General features: G+C 69.0%; 13 protein-coding genes. 6 read left to right on the top strand and 7 right to left on the bottom strand.

Going from position 1 to position 18,211, the window contains the following annotated elements:
- Positions 1-11: 11 nt before the first annotated feature.
- Positions 12-326 (top strand): I78 family peptidase inhibitor, encoded by a 315-nt coding sequence (locus AC5P60_RS09220; RefSeq protein ID WP_005407518.1) that lies wholly within the window; start codon positions 12-14, stop codon positions 324-326.
- A 67-nt stretch (positions 327-393) separates the two neighbouring features.
- Here AC5P60_RS09220 and AC5P60_RS09225 read toward each other — a convergent pair whose 3' ends face one another.
- On the bottom strand, positions 394-2,382 hold the full coding sequence (locus tag AC5P60_RS09225; RefSeq protein ID WP_483693575.1) for a M56 family metallopeptidase: 1,989 nt from the start codon (positions 2,380-2,382) through the stop codon (positions 394-396).
- Between the two features lie 3 nt (positions 2,383-2,385).
- Complete coding sequence (locus AC5P60_RS09230; RefSeq protein WP_019661969.1) at positions 2,386-2,772, bottom strand: BlaI/MecI/CopY family transcriptional regulator; 387 nt, start codon at positions 2,770-2,772, stop codon at positions 2,386-2,388.
- Between the two features lie 191 nt (positions 2,773-2,963).
- Here AC5P60_RS09230 and AC5P60_RS09235 point away from each other — a divergent pair, with 191 nt between their 5' ends.
- Positions 2,964-4,061: a serine hydrolase domain-containing protein gene (locus AC5P60_RS09235; RefSeq protein WP_033834629.1), complete on the top strand. Its 1,098-nt coding sequence runs from the start codon at positions 2,964-2,966 to the stop codon at positions 4,059-4,061.
- Here the strand turns inward: AC5P60_RS09235 and AC5P60_RS09240 are convergent.
- The 3 genes from AC5P60_RS09240 to AC5P60_RS09250 all read right to left on the bottom strand — a co-directional run bounded on the left by AC5P60_RS09240 (position 4,020) and on the right by AC5P60_RS09250 (position 7,485).
- Positions 4,020-4,661, bottom strand: a complete 642-nt coding sequence (locus tag AC5P60_RS09240; protein ID WP_229295605.1) for a hypothetical protein — start codon at positions 4,659-4,661, stop codon at positions 4,020-4,022. The genes AC5P60_RS09235 and AC5P60_RS09240 overlap by 42 nt on opposite strands.
- A gap of 174 nt (positions 4,662-4,835) precedes the next feature.
- Entirely contained in the window at positions 4,836-6,242 is a 1,407-nt protein-coding gene (locus tag AC5P60_RS09245) for an XVIPCD domain-containing protein (protein ID WP_483693574.1), read from the bottom strand.
- 124 nt (positions 6,243-6,366) lie between these two features.
- On the bottom strand, positions 6,367-7,485 hold the full coding sequence (locus AC5P60_RS09250; protein WP_033834582.1) for an SDR family oxidoreductase: 1,119 nt from the start codon (positions 7,483-7,485) through the stop codon (positions 6,367-6,369).
- Between the two features lie 217 nt (positions 7,486-7,702).
- On the opposite strand from AC5P60_RS09250, the gene AC5P60_RS09255 reads away from it, so the two are divergent.
- Positions 7,703-8,011 carry a putative periplasmic lipoprotein gene (locus tag AC5P60_RS09255; protein ID WP_005407511.1) on the top strand — a complete coding sequence of 103 codons (309 nt, stop codon included), beginning with the start codon at positions 7,703-7,705 and terminating at the stop codon, positions 8,009-8,011.
- On the opposite strand, the gene AC5P60_RS09260 is transcribed toward AC5P60_RS09255, so the two are convergent.
- Positions 7,989-9,044 carry a DNA topoisomerase IB gene (locus AC5P60_RS09260; RefSeq protein WP_005407510.1) on the bottom strand — a complete coding sequence of 352 codons (1,056 nt, stop codon included), beginning with the start codon at positions 9,042-9,044 and terminating at the stop codon, positions 7,989-7,991. The genes AC5P60_RS09255 and AC5P60_RS09260 overlap by 23 nt on opposite strands.
- Positions 9,045-9,155: 111 nt before the next feature.
- Here AC5P60_RS09260 and AC5P60_RS09265 point away from each other — a divergent pair, with 111 nt between their 5' ends.
- The 3 genes from AC5P60_RS09265 (at position 9,156) to AC5P60_RS09275 (ending at position 15,705) form a co-directional block, all read left to right on the top strand.
- The gene (locus AC5P60_RS09265; protein ID WP_005407509.1) at positions 9,156-9,545 is read left to right on the top strand and encodes an I78 family peptidase inhibitor; all 390 of its coding nucleotides are present in this window, start codon (positions 9,156-9,158) and stop codon (positions 9,543-9,545) included.
- 174 nt (positions 9,546-9,719) lie between these two features.
- The gene (gene gltB / locus AC5P60_RS09270; RefSeq protein ID WP_495201729.1) at positions 9,720-14,174 is read left to right on the top strand and encodes a glutamate synthase large subunit; all 4,455 of its coding nucleotides are present in this window, start codon (positions 9,720-9,722) and stop codon (positions 14,172-14,174) included.
- Positions 14,175-14,259: 85 nt separating this feature from the next.
- Positions 14,260-15,705 (top strand): FAD-dependent oxidoreductase, encoded by a 1,446-nt coding sequence (locus AC5P60_RS09275; protein ID WP_033834580.1) that lies wholly within the window; start codon positions 14,260-14,262, stop codon positions 15,703-15,705.
- On the opposite strand, the gene AC5P60_RS09280 is transcribed toward AC5P60_RS09275, so the two are convergent.
- Positions 15,691-18,099 (bottom strand): response regulator, encoded by a 2,409-nt coding sequence (locus AC5P60_RS09280; RefSeq protein WP_483693572.1) that lies wholly within the window; start codon positions 18,097-18,099, stop codon positions 15,691-15,693. The two genes, AC5P60_RS09275 and AC5P60_RS09280, sit on opposite strands and share 15 nt — an antisense overlap.
- Positions 18,100-18,211 lie beyond the last annotated feature (112 nt).

Genomic DNA, 18,211 nt, shown 5'->3' on the forward strand with positions numbered 1-18,211 from the left:
GGAGCCCGACGATGCGCCTCAATCCCCTGGTCCTGCTCGCCATCCTGCCCTTGGCCGCCTGCAGTCATGCCGGCAGCAGCACCTCCCGTGATCCCGCGCCAGCGCCCGTGGCCGATGCCGCGCACGAATGCAAACCGGAGGCGCTGGACGCCTTCACCGGCAGGACCGCCGATGAAGCCACGATCAAGAAACTGGTGGCTGACAGCGGTGCGCGCAATGCACGGGTGGTCAAGCCGGGCATGGCGGTGACCATGGACTTCCGCCAGGACCGCGTGACCGTGCAGGTGGATGCGCAGAACCGCATCGAGCGCGCCAGCTGCGGTTGATGTTCCCAGGGTAGTGCCGGCCGCTTGCCGGCACCCCCCATTGCCGGCCAGCGGCCGGCACTACCGATCAGAGTCGCTCGGCCTTGCCACTGGCCAGTGCGCGCGCGATCACCTGCTGCGCCTGCTGCGATGCCTGCGCATGCACGCGTGCCTGGCGCTCGCCCAACGCGGCCTGTTGGCTGCCCAGCGCCGCCTGGCGGCTGGCCAGTTCAGACTGCTGGCTGGCCAGGCGCTGCATGGCGCGGGTGCGGCTGGCACGCGCGGTTTCGTTGTCCACTTCCTGCATCGCACGACGCGCCTCGGCGGCAGCCTCACGTGCGGCCTCACGTGCAACCGCCGCGTCGTTGGTCGCGCCCCGCGCCGCCTTCGCCGCTTCGGCCGCCGCTTCGCGGTTGATGTCATGCGCGGCCATCGCACTGCGCGCGGCCTCCGCTGCGGCCAGTGCCAGGCGGCGCGCCTCTTCACCCTGCAGACGCCCCATCTCACCCATCTGCTTGCCCAGGTCGCCCTGCTGGCGGCCCAGCGCACTCTGCTGGCGGCCCAGTTCGCTCTGCTGGCGACCAAGGTCCGCCGCACCGGCATAGGCGCGCTGCAGCGACTGGATCAACATCGGGTCGCGCACCACATAGCGCTTGTCGCCCTGGCGGAACCACAGCGCCGGGCCCTTGCCGAGCTGCCGGCGGGCCACCATCACGTCGTCCATGCCGCCGTTGGCGAAGGTCGAATCACCATCGACCAGCACGAAGGCCTCCCGGGGCGACTTGCCCAGATCGAGGCGACCGTAGGTCGTGATGGAGGAGGTGGTGGTCGTGCCGTCATGGTCCTCATCCATGCCAGCGGCATCGTCGACATCGGCCACATCGGCATCGTCAGGACCGGAGGGTTCTTCCATATCGGCCGGTTCTGCGGGCGGTGCGGGAGCCACCGGCTCGGCCGGAACGCGCGCGGCCGAGGCTGGTGCGGGCGGCGCTTCCGGGGCCTTCGGCGGCCGCGGCACAGCAACCTTCGGTGCGGCCGGAGGCGCAGGCGGTGCCGGCGGCACCGGCGCTGCGACCAGCCGCATCGGCGCCACGCCCACCACCACCACGACGGCGGTCAACGCCATCGCCAGCAGACGCGGGCAGGACCGGTGCGACTGCAGCGAAAGCAGGCGACGCTTGAGGCTGGTGGTGCTCGGTGCGGCACTGGCCACGCCCAGATGCGGCTGCGCTGCCACGCCCAGCTGCAGCAACAGGCGGCCATAGGCCTGGCGGCTGGCGCCATGCTGGCCGACCACGGCCGCATCCACTGCTTCCTCGCGGGCCTGGGCGTATTCGCGCACCGACAGGCGCAGCAGCGGGTGGAAGAAGAACAGGTGCTGGGCCAGCGCGGGCAGCAGGCCCCATTGCAGGTCACGGCGCTGCAGGTGCTGCAGTTCGTGGGTCAGTGCCAGGTCCAGCGCGTCACCCTGCAGGGCGTTGTCGCCGGCCGGCAGCAGCAGCACCGGGCGGAACGGCCCGACCAGCTGCGGCGAGTCCACCTGCGCGCTCATCCACAGCCGCGGCGCAGGGCGCACGCCGTGCGCGTCGGAGGCCAGCTGCAGGGCCTGCACCAGCGCCTCGTCCTCGCAGGGATACGCCGCAGCCAGCAGTGCGCGGCAGCGGCGCCACTCACCGAAGGTGCGCAGCCCCATCATCAGCACGCCGGACAGCCACAGCGCGGCCAGTGCGACCGCCCACCATGCAACTGCCGGTACATCGGCCGTGGGCAGCGGCATCGCGGCCAGCAACTGCGCAGAGGCCTCCGGGGCCAGCGGGTAGACGATGTCAGCGGCCACGTCGGTCGCGGTCATCGCCACCGCCTGCGGCGCCGGCAGCCAGGCCAACTGCAACGGCTGGCTCCAGAACAGGCCGAGCACGGCCTGCAGCGAGACCAGCCACCACAGGCGGCAGCGGGTCGCCGCCGACAGCGACGGCAGCGCGCGGCACAGGCCGTACACCAGCGCCACCAGCAGCACGGTCTGCAGGCTGGTCCAGCCCAACCGTTCCAGCATCGGAATCAGCATCGTGGTGTCCATGGCTCAGCCCTCGTGGCGACGCGATTGGAGTTGGGCGACCAGCGCTTCCAGCTCGGCCAGTTCGTTGTCGCTGACCTGCTGGCGCTGCGACAGGTAGGCCACGAACGGCGACACCGAGCCCTGCAGGGTGTTGTCGACGAACTGGGCCACGGCACCCTGCAGCACGCTCTGCGGGCCACGGGTGGCCTGGTAGCGGTAGACGCCGTCCTGCTGCCGGCGCTGAAGATACCCCTTCGCCCGCAGCCGCTCCATCATCGTCAGCACGGTGGAACGGGCCAGGCCGCGGGCCTCGCCGTAGCCACTGGCGACCTCGCCGACGCTGGCCGGCGCATGTTCATCGATGTACTGCAGCAGGGCCAGTTCCTGGTCCCCGATGGTCTTGCCACGCATGACACCACTCCCTTGACTACACGTGTCGTCACTGTCAGCTTGACGACAACTGTAGTCAACCCCCCGGAAGTCATGGGCCGACGAACGGTAGGCACCACCGAGCGCTTAAACCTTTGACCCGCCCGCTGCATCCGATCCGCAACGCCCCGCTGGAATTCCGCATGTCCCGCCCAATGCTCCGAGTCCTGCTCATGCTCATCAGTGCACTGCCCTTCGCCGCCGTCTCTGCCAGCCAGGACCAGGCCAACGACCAGACCCGCCGCCTGATCCGCCAGATCATGCTGGAGCAGCGCATCCCGGGATTGCAGATCGCGGTGGTCAAGGACGGGCAGACGGTGTTGTCCGAGGCCTACGGGCTGGCCAACGTGGAGAACGGTGTGCTTGCCTCGCGCGACACCCGCTTCCCGCTCAATTCGGCCACCAAGGCGTTCACCGGCGTGGCGGCCGCGCAACTGGCCCAGCAGGGGCAGCTGGATCTGGACGCACCGGCCTCGCGCTACCTGGATGGCCTTCCGCCAGCGTGGAGAGACGTACGCGTACACCAGCTGCTGGCGCATACCTCCGGCCTTCCCGACATCCTTGATGCGAAGGGACTGCTGGGCGGTGGCTCAGAAGCGCAGGCGTGGGCGGCCGTCACTGCGCAGCCGCTCGAAGCCGAACCCGGGCAGCGCTTCGCCTACAACCAGACCAACTACGTACTGCTGGCACGAATCATCGCGAAGCAATCCGGCATGCCCTACGAACGTTTCCTCGCCACCGGCCAGTTCAGCAGCGCGCGCATGGCCCGCACCACCTTCGGCGACAGCTACGACCTGATTCCCGATGCGGCGACGATGTACAGCCTGGCCCCGCGTGCCACCGACGCTGCGGATGCACCGTCCCGCCTGTCGCACTGGTTCTACGACATACCGCCTTCGCTGTGGGCCGGTGGCGGCATCCTCACCACCGCCGACGACACCGCGCGCTGGCTGGTCGCGCTGATCGAAGGCCGCCTGCTGCCGGAGACCGCCCTGCGGCGGATGTGGAGCGCAGAGCGCCTGGCGGATGGCCGTGCCGGCCCGTGGGCGGGGGGCTGGCCGGTACTGCGCGCATCGCCCGACCTTCAGGTGGCCGGTATCGGCGGTGCGCGCTCGGCGTTCGTGGTCTATCCCGAGCGCGGCGTGGCGGTGGTGGTGCTGACCAATCTTGTCGGTGCCAATCCGCAGCAGTTCATTCCACGCATTGCCGATTTCTATGCGCGCGATGCCTCAACGCCCAGTCACGAACGGGTCGCCCCTGCACGGCAATAACGGGCTGTCATCGCAGGGCCATAGCCCGGCCGGCACGGTCCTGGCCACTTCGAAGTGATCCTGGTTCCAGCGCAGGAAACCGCCGTGGATGGCATTGCCATGGTCGAAGCTGCGCGCATCGTCGGCTAATGGCTGCTCAGGGTCGGCTTCGGCCACCCAGCGCACCACCGGTACCTTGTCCAGCTGCGCGATGAAGGCGAACAGATCGCCCGCGCCCCTGTCCTGGTAAGCCGTCATCGTCGCCGCATCAGGCAGCTCGGCCTGCGCCAGCAACGACGCGGTGACATCCTGCAGCGGTGCGGCTCCCTGTGCGATGTAGGCGCGCATGCCCGTGGTGGTTGCTGGGCAGTCCTGCAGCTGCACGAGATACCCGGTGGTACCGCCACTGCTGGAGAACGAGCGCATCCAGTAGCGGAAACGCGGACCGCTGCGATCGGTGACCATGAAATCCTGCTGGCCACCCTGCGCGGGAATGGAAAGCACCTGCGCATTGCCGGCACTCTCCACGTTGCACTTCAACTGCGCCAGCACCCGCCTGGCCGGTTCGGGCAGCACAGCGTAGCGGCCGCCGGGATGGGCGCTGCCGGAAGCTTCCGGCAATGCAGGCAATCCGCGTTCAGTGGGTCGTGCCTGCGCAGGCAAGGTCTCCGGTTTCGCCTCAGGCTTCGCTGCGCGTGCGACCGGCACGGTGTGCTCCCCGGCGGGTGCACATGCGCTGCACGCCAGCAGCAACACCCACGGCAAACCGGACATCAAGGGTAGACGGATCATCCTTCAACGTACTCCCATCGCGGGTGTTTCGTGCTGCTGTGCCGGCGCGGGCACGGGTGCACCCTGTTCGCGCGCTTGCTGCTGCAGCTGGCGCAGGCTGGTTTCCACCGCAGTTTCGCGCACCTCGGCTGCGTTGACGCCTGCGCGCACGGCCGCCGGGTCGCCCGGAGTGCCCTGCACCAGGAACAGTGTCTCACCCGCAGCGCGGCCGCCACTGGGATTGCTGGCCACGATCTGGTCGACCCGGGTGATGCCTGCGGCCTTCGCTTCGCGCAGCATCACCAGGCTGTAGTCATCGGCGTGCTCGGCGTAGCGCCCGCCCAAGGCCTGCAGGTGCGTGCTGATCTGCTGCTGCAGGGCGTGGTCGCGATGCTGCGGCTGCCGGGGATCGTCATTGGCCGCGAGCGGTGTGTCCTGTCCCAGCCCGCGCGCCTGGCCCGGCGCAACCGAGGTCAGCACATACTGCCAACGGTTCTGCCCGGGGGTGCCGCGTACCGTCGCCACGAAGTCGTCGTACTCACCGCCGCCGATGGTCTGGCAGCCCGCCGAATCGGTATTGGACCGGCTGCCACGATGGATCTTGAAGGTGTCGTTGAGGTCCTGCACGCCCTGGGTATCGCGCGCATCGAACCAGCCATCACCATTGCTGTCGCGCTCCACCCGTCCAGCGCCGGCGGTGATGGCCGCCTGCGAAGGGCGCAACGCGAACTCATCGGGATGGCCGTTGCGCGGATGCGTGGTCGCGCGCATCTCGGTGGTGCCTTCGCCCAACCGTCCAAGATCCTTGACCCGGTCGCCGTTGACGTCCTCGCCCTCGGTCTTGGTACGCGGCGCCACGTTGCCGAAGCCAGGGCTGCGTGGCGTGGTCTTGGCGTGTCCGTCGTACTGGGCGGTCTGTTCTGTCGTGGCCTGGTTGAACTCGCGCACATGGCCGTGGCCCTGCGCATCCTTCCACAGCACCACGATGCGGTCGTCGTAGACACCACGTCCTCGCGCCTCGGTGGTGCGGTTCTCGTCGCGCAGCCCCAGCACCACGCGATCCTGCGTGGCCATCGCATCGTTCGCGGCGGCGTTGCCGCGCTGGGCCACGATGCTGCCATACACGTCGTACTGCTGGGCCTGGCTCAGGCCCGCAGTCTCCGCGGCGTCGGGCATGCGCGGTGGGCGCGTCGCGTCGCTCAGGCGATCCAGCATCGGGTTGACCGTGGCCGCGTCGGTGGCGGATACGCCACCGCTCTGTCGCAGCGCCTCAAGCTCGGTGGCGCCCCGCGCCGCGATGTAGCGATCCAGCGATTCCTGCACCACCGCACGCCGGCCGTTGTGCAGGGCCTCCAGGCGGGCGGCCGCGCCACGGGCATCGTTCTGCCGCAACAGGGCGACGACTTCATCGGCCGCTGCGTTGATATCCATCTCCGGCATGATCTTTCCCTGAACGTGATCGGTATGGGAGTCCAGCCTACCCCACCGCACCGGCGCAGCCGTTGACACACGCCACACGAAGCCCCGTTCAGCAGACGCCACGCCGTAGTGCTGTTCACCCTCGTGGCCCGCCCATCACCGGCAGGATCACCCCGCTGATGTAACTGGCACAGGCCGGCGAGGCCAGGAACACGTAGGCCGGCGACAGTTCCTCGGGCTGTGCAGGCCGGCCCATGTCGCTGTCCTTGCCAAATTCCGCCACGTCCTGCGCCGGCTTGTCGGCCGGGTTGAGCGGCGTCCATACCGGCCCCGGCGCCACGCAGTTGACCCGGATGCCGCGCGGCAGCAGCTGGCTGGCCAGCGATTTGGTGAACGCGTGGATCGCGCCCTTGGTCGCCGAGTAATCGATCAGCGCCTTGCTGCCGAAGATTCCCGTTTCCGAACCGGTGTTGATGATGCTGGCGCCCTCGCCCAGATGCGGCAGCACCGCGCGCGCCATCTGGACGTACCCGCCGATGTTGGTCTGCAGGGTCTCCTGCAGGTGCGCGTCTTCCAGGTCTTCCAGCCGCTCGCAGTGCAGCTGGAACGCGGCGTTGTTGACCAGGATATCGATGCCGCCGAAGGCCTTGGCCACCTGCTTCACCGCTTCGTCGCAGAAGCGCGGATCGCGCACGTCACCGGCGATCACCACGCAGCGACCGCCTTCGCGCTCCACGTGCTGGCGGGTGATGTCCGCGTCCTCGGCCTCGTCCAGGTGCAGCACGGCCACGTCGGCACCTTCGCGTGCGAACAGCACCGCCACCGCGCGGCCGATGCCGGAATCGCCACCGGTGACGATCGCACGCATGCCCTGCAGTTTGCCGCTGCCGGTGTAGTCGGGTGCAAGGAAACGCGGCGCCAGCTCCAGTTCGTGTTCGTGCCCGGGCTTGGCCAGCTGCTGCGCCGGCATCGCCTCCGGCTGGCGTCGTGCTCCGGCCTGGGTCGCGGTCTTCTTTGTTGCCTTCTTGGTTGCCTTCTTGGCCGCACGGGCGTCCTTGGCCTTCTCCTGGTCCTGCAGGCGCCGCTGCCGTGCCGCAACGCGGGCGGCACGGGGATCGCTGGCGGCGGCCTTGCGGGTTGCAGTCTTCACCACGCGCGGGCGATCGGGGTCGGCGATGGTCCTGGTTGCAGTGCTGCCTTTGCGCACCTTGGGTGAGGCTTTGCGGCGGGCGGGGGTTTTCCTGGTGGTGGCCATGCAGGTCTCCTCGGGGGGGGAATGGGATTGCCGGCCAGCGGCCGGCACTACCGGGCGCATGCGCCGCAGTACCGGGGACGGCATCCGCCGCTCCTGCAGTGTCTCCACCCCTGCTGTTGGCGGCAGTGAGTGCGCCGTGTCCATGATGTGCACGGCATTCATTCCGCCACCACGTGCGCCGTCGCACCCTGCACGCAATCACACAAGGAACGCCTTCATGAAACACGCCATCGCCACCGCCGCCGTCTGCTTTGCCCTCGCCGCCTGCAGCAGCACACCGGTGGCCCAGGTACAGCCGATCGACGGTGTGATTTCCGGCCAGTGCCACAGCGACAGGGTGCGCGGCGCACTTGGCCTGGCCGCGTCGGACGCCACCGTCGCACGCGCACGGGTGGACAGCGACAGCCTGCACGTACGGGTGCTGCGCCACGACGGCCCGCGGGTGCCGCCGGCCAGCGAAGGCGGCGACCGCCTGACCATCGAAAAGGGCCGTACCAACAACATCACCGCGATCTACTGCGGCTGAGCCGGCGCGCCCTGCGCAGCACGCGCAGGGTCGCCTGTTCCCACTGGCGCGGCCCACGCAGGCCGGCCAGCGTGGCCAGTTCGCCGCGCTCCCAGCCGGCGAACACGCAGGGGTCGATATAGGCCTTGCGGCACACCGCCGGGGTATTGCCCAACAGCGACGCCACTTCGCACACCACCGCGCGCTGCGCCTGCGCCAGTGCGCGCTGGCTGGCCGGTTCCGGCAGTTCGGTGGCGGCGAACGCCTGTACCGCCGCAACCGTCCCGCCCCAGGTGCGGAAATCCTTGGCAGTGAAGTCCTCGCCCATCACCTCGCGCAGGTAGTCGTTCACCGCGCCGGAGTCGACCGGCTGCAGCGCACCGTCGTCATCGCGGTACTGGAACAGGGCCTGCCCCGGCAGCTGCTGCAGGCGCCGCACCAGCAGCCCCAGCCTGCGGTCGCCCACGGTGACCTCCTGCAGCTGCCCGGACTTGCCACGGAAGCGCATGCGCACGCGGCCACCGCGCAGCAGCTCCAGATGCCGGTTTCGCAGTGTGGTCAGTCCGAACGAACGGTTCTGCTGCGCATAGGTCTCATTGCCGACCCGCACCAGCGTGTCCGCCAACAGTGCGACCACCATGGCCAGCACCTTCTCCTTCGGGAAACCGGGGCGCTTGAGATCCCGCGACAGCCGCCGCCGCAGCGTAGGCAACGCCTCGCCAAAGGCGATGATGCGGTCGAACTTGCCGGCATCGCGCTCCCTGGCCCAATCGGGGTGGTAACGGTACTGCTTGCGACCGCGCGCATCACGACCGGTGGCCTGCAGGTGGCCGTTGGCATGGGCGCAGATCCACACCGCGGTGTAGGCCGGTGGGATCGCCAGTGCGCGGATGCGTTGCAGGGTGGTGGCGTCGCGTATCGCGTGGCCATCAGCATCGCGGTAGCTGAAGCCCTTGCCGGCGCGGCGCCGGCTGATGCCCGGCTGGGTGTCGTCGACATAGCGCAGGCCGGCCGCGCGCGCTGCCTGTCGTTCGGGGGTGGAGGGAGTTGGCATGTCTCCAGTGTCGCCGTCGCCATGCCGCGATCCTGTCGATAACACAAGACAAACACGTGAGGGCCGGTTCGCCGCTATGCTCGGGTCTTCACAACCCCTTCCGGAGTCATGATGTCGTTCCCGATTCGCGCCCGTTCGCTCTCCGCCCTGTTGCTGCCGGCCGTGCTGGCCCTGACCGCCTGTCAGGCACCGGCGCTGGATGAACAGGATTCGGCCACCGCCCACGCCCAGCAGGCCGCCGAAGCAGCCAAGGCGCCGGCCGACGACGCCGGCAAGGCTACCGAGGCTCCGCCGGTCGGCACCTGCGATGCCAGCCAGGTACAGAGCCTGGTCGGCCAGGCCTACACCGATGCCCTCGGCAAGCAGGCACAGGAAGATGCAGGTGCCAGCCAGGTGCGCGTGCTCAAGCCCAATGATGTGGCCACGATGGAGTTCCTCGGCGACCGCCTGAACATCGAAGTGGACGACAAGGGCGCCGTCAGCGGCGTGCGTTGCGGCTGAGTCCCGCCCCGCGCCGGCACTGGGTTGCCGGCGCGTTCCGTTGCACCTGCAACCGTATATTGCGGCGTTGCAGCAACCTGTGATCTAGTCGAGGCATCCGGTGGCCTCACGATGCGCTCCAGGGAATGAGCGGGGACGAGTGTCGCCGCCAACCCTATACGCATCGAGGTAGAGATGGCCCCCCGCAACCGCCAAGGGCTTTACGACCCGCGCTCCGAGCGCGATGCCTGTGGCTTTGGCATGGTCGCCCAGCTCGACGATCAACCATCGCGCCTGTTGGTTGATACCGCCATCGCCGCGCTTTCGCGCATGACCCACCGTGGCGGTGTCGCCGCCGATGGCCTGACCGGTGATGGCTGCGGCCTGCTGCTGCGCCGCCCCGATGCGTTCCTGAAACTGCTGGCAAGTGAGGCCGGCATTGCCGTCGCCGCGCGCTTCGCCGCCGGCCTGGTGTTCCTGCCGCACGACGCCGACGCGGCGCAGGCCTGCCGCGCGCAGCTGCAGGCGCAGGTGGAAGCGGTGGGCTGCAAGGTCGCCGGCTGGCGCGAGGTACCGACCGACGACAGCGTCTGCGGCCAACTGGCGCGCGACACGCTGCCGCGCATCGAGCAGGTGTTCGTCGATGCCGGGGTTGGCCAGGATGATGCCGGCTTCGCACTGGCGCTGTTCCTGGCCCGTCGCCGCAGCGAACAGCAACTGCGCGAACACGCCGACTTCTACGTCGCCACCCTCACCCCGGATGCGATCAGCTACAAGGGCATGGTGCTGCCGGACAAGCTCAGCCGCTTCTTCCCGGACCTGCAGCGCCGCGAGCTGGCCTCCAGCGCGATCGTGTTCCACCAGCGCTTCTCGACCAACACGCTGCCGCGCTGGCCGCTCGCCCACCCGTTCCGCATGCTCGCCCACAACGGCGAGATCAACACCATCGAAGGCAATCGCCGCTGGGCGCAGGCGCGCAGCAAGGTGTGGAAGACGCCGCGCTTTGACATCGCCGAATTCGACCCGGTGATCTCCATGCACGGCTCGGACTCGCAGAGCCTGGACAACATGCTGGAGCTGATGGTCGCCGGTGGCATGGAGCTGATCCAGGCGCTGCGCATCCTGGTGCCGCCGGCCACCCAGTCGCTGGAGTTCAAGGACCCGGACCTGGCCGCGTTCTACGAGTTCCACGGCCTGAACAGCGAGCCGTGGGATGGCCCGGCCGGCATCGTCGCCTGCGACAGCCGCTATGCGGTGTGTACGCTGGACCGCAACGGCCTGCGCCCGGCGCGCTGGATGCTGACCGCCGACCGCCACTTCCTGGTCGCCTCCGAGGCCGGCGTCTGGGAAGTGCCAACCGAGCGCGTGGTGCGCAAGGGCAAGCTCGGCCCCGGCGAGATGGTCGCCATCGACCTCAAGCGCGGCGACCTGCTCGACTCCGACGCGGTGGACCGCATCAACCGTGGCCGTGCGCCGTACAAGCAGTGGCTGCAGCAGGGCGTCACCTACCTGCAGACCGAGCTGATCGATCCCTCGCTGGTGGAGGAACCCTTCGACGAAGCCACCCTGCGCAGCTACCACAAGCTCTACCAGCTCAGCAGCGAGGAAGTGGAGCAGGTGCTGCGGCCGCTGGCCGAGACCGAGCAGGAAGCCACCGGCTCGATGGGCGACGACACGCCGATAGCCGTGCTGAGCCAGCGCAGCCGCCCGCTGTACGACTATTTCCGCCAGGCCTTCGCGCAGGTCACCAACCCGCCGATCGATCCGCTGCGCGAAGACTGCGCGATGTCCCTGTCCACCCAGCTCGGCAAGGAGACCAACATCTTCCATGCCGGCCCGGAGACGGTGAACCACGTCATCCTCAACTCGCCGGTGCTGAGCCAGCGCAAGCTGCGCCAGCTGCTGAAGATGGAGCAGTACGTGCAGGCCAACCGCCTACTCGACCTGTCCTACAGCGAGGACGAGGGCCTGCGCGCCGGCATCGAGCGCATCTGTGCCGAGGCCGAACAGGCCGCGCGCGATGGCATGGTGATGCTGCTGCTGTCCGACCGCTACCCGGTGGCCGGTCGGCCGATGGTGCATGCGCTGCTGGCCACCAGTGCCATCCATCACCACCTGTCGCGGCTGGGCCTGCGCTGCGACGTGAATCTCATCGTCGAGACCGGCACCGCGCGCGACCCGCACCACATGGCCTGCCTGCTCGGCTTCGGTGCCACCGCGGTATACCCGTACCTGGCCTACCAGACCCTGTTCGACCTGGGCCGCCGCGGCATCCTCAAGCTGAGCAAGGGCGGTGAGCAGTCGCAGATCGGCCGCCGCTACCGCAAGGGTGTCTACAAGGGCCTGTCGAAGATCATCTCGAAGATGGGCATCTGTACCGTGGCCAGCTACCGCGGCGCGCAGCTGTTCGAGATCATCGGCCTGGAACCGGAAGTGGTGGACCTGTGCTTCCCGGATACCGCCTCGCGCATCGGTGGTGCTGGCTTCGCGCGCCTGGATGCCGACGCACGCGAGCTGTGCGTGCAGGCCTGGGACGCGCAGCAGGACGTGGACGTGGGCGGCCTGCTGAAGTACGTGCACGGCGGCGAGTACCACATGTACAACCCGGACGTGGTCACCACCCTGCAGCGCGCGGCGCGCAGCGGTGACCCGCGTGCCTGGCAGCAGTACTGCGATGCCGTGCACGCACGGCCGCCGTCGGCGCTGCGCGACCTGCTGGAACTGGTGCCGGCGGCCACGCCGGTAGCGCTGGAAGAGGTGGCTCCGGCCAGTACCCTGTTCCCGCGCTTCGATACTGCGGCGATCAGCCTGGGCGCACTGTCGCCGGAAGCACATGAAGCATTGGCCATTGCCATGAACCGCCTCGGCGGCCGCAGCAATTCCGGCGAAGGCGGCGAGGATCCCGCCCGCTATGGCACCGCAAAGCGCAGCAAGATCAAGCAGGTCGCCTCGGGCCGCTTCGGCGTCACCGCTGAGTACTTGGTCAACGCCGAAGTGCTGCAGATCAAGGTCGCGCAGGGCGCCAAGCCCGGCGAGGGCGGCCAGCTGCCGGGCCACAAGGTGAACGAACTGATCGCGCGCCTGCGCTATGCCCGGCCCGGGATCGGCCTGATCTCGCCGCCGCCGCACCACGACATCTATTCGATCGAAGACCTGGCGCAGCTGATCTACGACCTCAAGCAGGTCAACCCGACCGCGCTGGTGTCGGTGAAGCTGGTCAGCCATGCCGGCGTGGGTACGATCGCCGCCGGCGTGGTGAAGGCCGGTGCCGACCTGATCACCATCTCCGGCCATGACGGTGGCACCGGAGCCTCGCCGGTCAGCTCGATCCGCTATGCCGGCGTGCCGTGGGAGCTGGGCGTGGCCGAAGCGCACCAGGCGCTGCTGGCCAACGACCTGCGCGGGCGCACCCTGCTGCAGACCGATGGTGGCCTGAAGACCGGACTGGACGTGGTCAAGGCCGCGCTGCTGGGCGCGGACAGCTTCGGCTTCGGCACCGCGCCGATGATCGTGCTGGGCTGCAAGTACCTGCGTATCTGCCACCTCAACAACTGCGCCACCGGCGTGGCCACCCAGGACGAGCGCCTGCGCGAGAACCACTTCACCGGCCAGCCCGAACGCGTGGAGAACTTCTTCCGCCTGCTGGCCGAGGAAGTGCGCGGCTGGCTGGCGTACCTGGGTGCACGTTCGCTGGAAGAAATCGTCGGCCGTACCGACTTGCTGCGGCAGATCGAGGCCGCGCCCCGCGATGGCGTGCGCGTGGACCTGTCGCGCCTGCTGGCCGATGCCCGTTACGAGGGCAGCCACTGCGCCGCCCAGCGCCTGTACGAATCGCCGGACAGCCTGGCCACACAGATGGACGGCCTGCTTGCCCAAGCCATCGAACACAAGCGCGGCGGCGAGCATCGCTTCCTGATCCACAACACCGACCGCAGCATCGGCACGCGCCTGGCCGGTGCGGTGGCGCGCGCGCACGGCAACCAGGGCATGGCCGACGCACCGCTGGAACTGCGCTTCCGTGGCAGTGCCGGGCAGAGCTTCGGCGCGTTCAACGTGGGCGGCCTGCATCTGGAAGTGGAAGGCGAAGCCAACGACTACGTCGGCAAGGGCATGGCCGGCGGCCGCCTGGTGGTGCGCCCGCCGCGTGGCGCGCGCTTCGAAGCGCGCAGCACCGCGATCATCGGCAACACCTGCCTGTACGGCGCCACCGGTGGCGAGCTGTTCGCCGCTGGCCGCGCCGGCGAGCGTTTCGCGGTACGCAATTCCGGCGCGCTGGCGGTGGTGGAAGGTGCCGGTGACCACTGCTGCGAGTACATGACCGACGGCGTGGTGCTGGTACTGGGCAAGGTCGGCCTGAACTTCGGTGCCGGCTTCACCGGTGGCCTGGCCTACGTGCTGGACGTCGACCGCGATTTCGTCGACCGCTACAACCACGAGCTGATCGACATCCATCGCGTCTCCGCCGAGGGCTTCGAGAACTACCGCCAGCACCTGCACCGCCTGATCGGCCGCCACCGCGAGCTGACCGGCAGCATCTGGGCGCAGCAGATCCTGGACGAGTTCCGCGATTACATCGGCAAGTTCTGGCTGGTCAAACCGAAGTCCGCCAGCATCGAGTCGCTGACCGAAACCCTGCGACGCGCCGCGTAACGGTAGTGCCGGCCGCTGGCCGGCAACCCAGGACCACGTAGTGCCGGCCGCTGGCCGGCAACCGCAAAACACCACAGAGCCCGCCATGAGCCGCAAGCACGCCTTCCAGTTCCTCGACCTGCCCCGCAGCATGCCGCAGCGCATTCCGGTGGAACTGCGCACGTCCGGCGACTGGGGTGAGTTGTACGGCAAGTTCGGTAAGGAAGATGCCCAGTACCAGGCCGGTCGCTGCCTGGACTGCGGCAACCCCTACTGCAGCTGGAAGTGCCCGGTGCACAACGCCATTCCACAGTGGCTGCAGCTGGTGCAGGAAAACCGCATCCACGAAGCGGCCACGCTGTGCCACAGCACCAACCCGCTGCCGGAAGTGTGCGGCCGGGTCTGCCCGCAGGACCGGCTGTGCGAAGGCAGCTGCACACTGGAGGAATTCGGCGCAGTCACCATCGGCGCGGTCGAGAAGTACATCGTTGATACCGCGCTGGCCACGGGCTGGCGCCCGGACCTGGGCGCGGTGCAGCCGACCGGCCACAGCGTGGCGGTGATCGGCGCCGGCCCGGCCGGGCTGGCCTGTGCCGACCGTCTGGCGCGCGCCGGCATTGCCGCCGTGGTCTACGACCGCTACGAGCAGATCGGCGGCCTGCTGCAGTTCGGCATTCCCAGCTTCAAGCTGGACAAGGATGTGATCCACCGCCGCCGCGAAGTGCTCGAGGGCATGGGCGTGCAGTTCCGCCTCGGTGTGGAGATCGGCCGTGACCTCAGCGTGCAGCAGCTGCTGGACGGCCACGATGCGGTGTTCGTCGGTACCGGTGCCTACCGCTATACCGACGGTGGCCTCGACGGCCAGGACCTGAAGGGCGTGCTGCCGGCACTGCCGTTCCTGGTGCAGAACAGCCGCATCGTCGGCGGCGATGATCCGAAGGGCCGGCCGATTGCCGGCTGGGAAGACAGCATCGCCCTGCCCGACCTCAACGGCAAGCGCGTGGTGGTGCTGGGCGGCGGTGATACCGGCATGGACTGCGTGCGCAGCGCGGTGCGGCTGGGCGCGGCCAAGGTCACCTGTGCCTACCGCCGCGACGAAGCCAACATGCCCGGCAGCGCGCGCGAAGTGGCCAATGCGCGCGAGGAAGGCGTGCGCTTCCTGTTCAACCGCCAGCCGCTGTCGATCGAAGCCGGCGCCGACGATGAGGTGATCGGCGTGACCGTGGTCGAAACCCGGCTGGGTGAGCCCGATGCCAATGGCCGCCAGAATGCGGTGCCGATCGACGGCAGCGAATCGCTGCTGGAGGCCGATGTGGTGATCATCGCCTTCGGCTTCTCGCCAACCGTGCCGGCGTGGCTGGCCGAGCACGGCGTGGAAGGCCGGTCCAACGGCCGCATCGTGGCTGGCGGCAAGGACCGCCTGCCATTCCAGACCGCGCACCCGCGCCTGTTCGCCGGCGGTGACGCAGTGCGTGGCGCCGACCTGGTGGTGACCGCCGTGGCCGAAGGTCGCGACGCCGCCGCCAGCATCATCCGCCTACTGGCGCACTGATTCCGGCGCCAGCAGCACGGCCAGCAAGCCCCGCAGTTCCTGCGCCGCCACCGGCTTGGCCAGGAAATGATCGATGCCCGCTTCGCGGCAGGCCTCGCGGGTGCGATCCAGCGCGCTGGCCGTGAGCGCGATGATCGGGACCTGCGCGCGAACCGCGCAGGCGTCGGCGCGGATGGCCCGTGCCAAGGCAAAGCCATCCATGTGCGGCATGTGGCAGTCGGTGATGACCAGGTCGAACGCCCGCGCCTGCCAGGCCTCGAAGGCCTGGCGACCATCGGTGCAGGCGTGCACCTGCAGACCCAGATCATGCAGGCGCTGCTCCAGCAGATGCAGGTTGGTGGGGTGATCTTCAGCTACCAGCACCCGCGCCGACGACAGTGGCCGCGCCGCCTCTGCCGGAAGCGGCAATGCCTCGGCAGGCAACTCACAGGCGTCCAGATCCAGTTCCAGCCACACGGTGGTGCCCTTGCCTGGCGCACTGCGCAGGCACAGTTCTGCTTTCATCGATGCAGCCAGTTCACGGCAGATCGCCAGGCCCAGGCCGCTGCCGCCGAAACGGCGCGTTGTCGATGCCTCGGCCTGGGTGTAGGCAGCGAACACCGCCTGTTGCCGTTCCGGGCTGATGCCCACCCCGCTGTCACTGACCTGCAGGCGAAGACGTTGGCCGCGATCGTGCTGCTGCAGCACCTGCACCTGCAGATCCACGCCGCCATGCTCGGTGAACTTGAGCGCGTTGCCGGCAAGGTTGAACAGGATCTGGCGCAGACGCAGGCCGTCGGCCAGCGATCCGGCCTGCAATTCCGGATCAAGTTCGATCCGCAGATGCAGGCCCCGGCTGGCCGCCACCGGCATCAGCAACTGCTGCACCGCGCGCACCAGTGCCGCCAAGCTCGTGGGTCGCAGCTGCAGCGGCAGTGCCTGCAGCCGTTGGCTGTGCAGCACGTCGTCCAGGATCTGCCGCAGCATCTGGGCAGCATCACCCACGGTCACCAGGACCTGTTGCTGGCGATGATCCAGATCGCTGTCCTCCAACCGCTCGAGCATGCCCAGCAGGGTGCTCATCGGCGTACGGATCTCGTGGCTCATGGTTGCCAGGAAGTGGGCCTTGGCCAGCGCTGCCTGCTCGGCCGCACGGCGCGCCTCGGCCAGCGCATGGGTGCGCGCCTGCACTCCGCTTACGTCGATCCAGTAGCCACTCCACTCGACGTCGCCGCTGTCCAGGGACAGCGGCCGTCCATGCGAGTGGACCCAGCGCCAGCCTAGTGGCGAGCGCGTGCGGAAGGTGACATCGATCGGGCCCCGCGCCAGGGCAGCGGCGTCGACGGTGTCCATCAGCCGCGAGCGATCATCGGGATGAACCGCTGCCAGCAGGCGCTGATGATCGATCAGGGCGGTTTCCACGCTGATTCCGAACAACGCCTGCACGTCGCCTGCGATCTGGGGAAAGCTGTAGTGGCCGGTGGCAGAGCGACGCGCCTGATAGACCACCGCTGGCAGGTTCGAGGTCACCTCCTGCAGGCGTTGCGCAGCCACGCGGCGACGCTCGCTCTCGCGATGCACGCGCCAATAGCCGAAGGCGTACACCAGCATGAGCGCCAGCAGGGTCAGCGAGGCCGGCACCAGCCAGCGCAGGGGGGACGCAGGGGGCGGGTGTCGCGGCTGGTTCGGCAGCCAGGCCGTGCGGATCGCCTCGCGTTCGTTCGCGGTCAGCTGCGACACGGCCCGCTCGAACACCGGGATGACGTCGGCGCAGGCGGGCACGGTGGCCAGCACCGGCGCGTCGTCGATTCCGGCCGGCGCAGCGATTACCAGCGGCTCGCCCCGATAGTGGCGCAACGCGGCCTCGACCTCTCCAAGATTGGCGACCACGGCATCGACCAGGCCCGTGCCCAGCAGTGACAGGGCGTCGTCGATGGGGGCGGGGGGCAACAGCTGCACGCCAGATGCCTGTTCGGTCAGCGCCCCGACCAGCGACAGCGGGTCGGGACTGGCCACGGTGCCTCCGCGCAACGCCTCCAGACCCAGCACCGGCGATGCATCCCGGCGCCGCACGATGACCTGTGGCAGCTGCACGTAGGGCGCACTGGCCACCCACCCCGTCGGCAACTGCGAGCGCGACCAGCCCAGCAGTGCCTCGACGTCGGGCGGCACCGTTCCCTCGGCGATGGCGGCGGTTGGCAATGGCTGCATCTGCAGTGGTCGCTGCGCGCCCAGCAGCTTCAGGTACTGCGCGCTGAGCCCGCGCGGCTGGCCCTGCTCGCTGGAGGACAACGGCGCGCGGTCGGCGGGCCAGGCAATGCGCAGCGGCGTCCTGCAATCCGCAGCGGCGGCCAGGGCAGGCAACAGCAGGCCGGCCACGACCGCGGTGGCGGCACGCAGGCCAGCGGCGTTCACGATGGGCATCCTCTTCTGGCGGGCGGAATGAACGGCCGCGCAGCGGTACCGCTGCCTCTTACGCTAGCGGCGCGTGGACGGGGCGCAATGAAGAAAGTTGTAAAAACGCCAA

The organism is Stenotrophomonas sp. YJH_SMC_120, from assembly GCF_059368675.1.

Excerpts from the sequence above, each read along its gene's own strand:
- AC5P60_RS09220 (WP_005407518.1), top strand. The coding sequence starts at position 12 with ATGCGCCTCAATCCCCTGGTCCTGCTCGCCATCCTGCCCTTGGCCGCC.
- AC5P60_RS09225 (WP_483693575.1), bottom strand. The coding sequence starts at position 2,382 with ATGGACACCACGATGCTGATTCCGATGCTGGAACGGTTGGGCTGGACC.
- AC5P60_RS09230 (WP_019661969.1), bottom strand. The coding sequence starts at position 2,772 with ATGCGTGGCAAGACCATCGGGGACCAGGAACTGGCCCTGCTGCAGTAC.
- AC5P60_RS09235 (WP_033834629.1), top strand. The coding sequence starts at position 2,964 with ATGCTCATCAGTGCACTGCCCTTCGCCGCCGTCTCTGCCAGCCAGGAC.
- AC5P60_RS09245 (WP_483693574.1), bottom strand. The coding sequence starts at position 6,242 with ATGGATATCAACGCAGCGGCCGATGAAGTCGTCGCCCTGTTGCGGCAG.
- AC5P60_RS09250 (WP_033834582.1), bottom strand. The coding sequence starts at position 7,485 with ATGGCCACCACCAGGAAAACCCCCGCCCGCCGCAAAGCCTCACCCAAG.
- AC5P60_RS09255 (WP_005407511.1), top strand. The coding sequence starts at position 7,703 with ATGAAACACGCCATCGCCACCGCCGCCGTCTGCTTTGCCCTCGCCGCC.
- AC5P60_RS09260 (WP_005407510.1), bottom strand. The coding sequence starts at position 9,044 with ATGCCAACTCCCTCCACCCCCGAACGACAGGCAGCGCGCGCGGCCGGC.
- AC5P60_RS09265 (WP_005407509.1), top strand. The coding sequence starts at position 9,156 with ATGTCGTTCCCGATTCGCGCCCGTTCGCTCTCCGCCCTGTTGCTGCCG.
- gltB (WP_495201729.1), top strand. The coding sequence starts at position 9,720 with ATGGCCCCCCGCAACCGCCAAGGGCTTTACGACCCGCGCTCCGAGCGC.
- AC5P60_RS09275 (WP_033834580.1), top strand. The coding sequence starts at position 14,260 with ATGAGCCGCAAGCACGCCTTCCAGTTCCTCGACCTGCCCCGCAGCATG.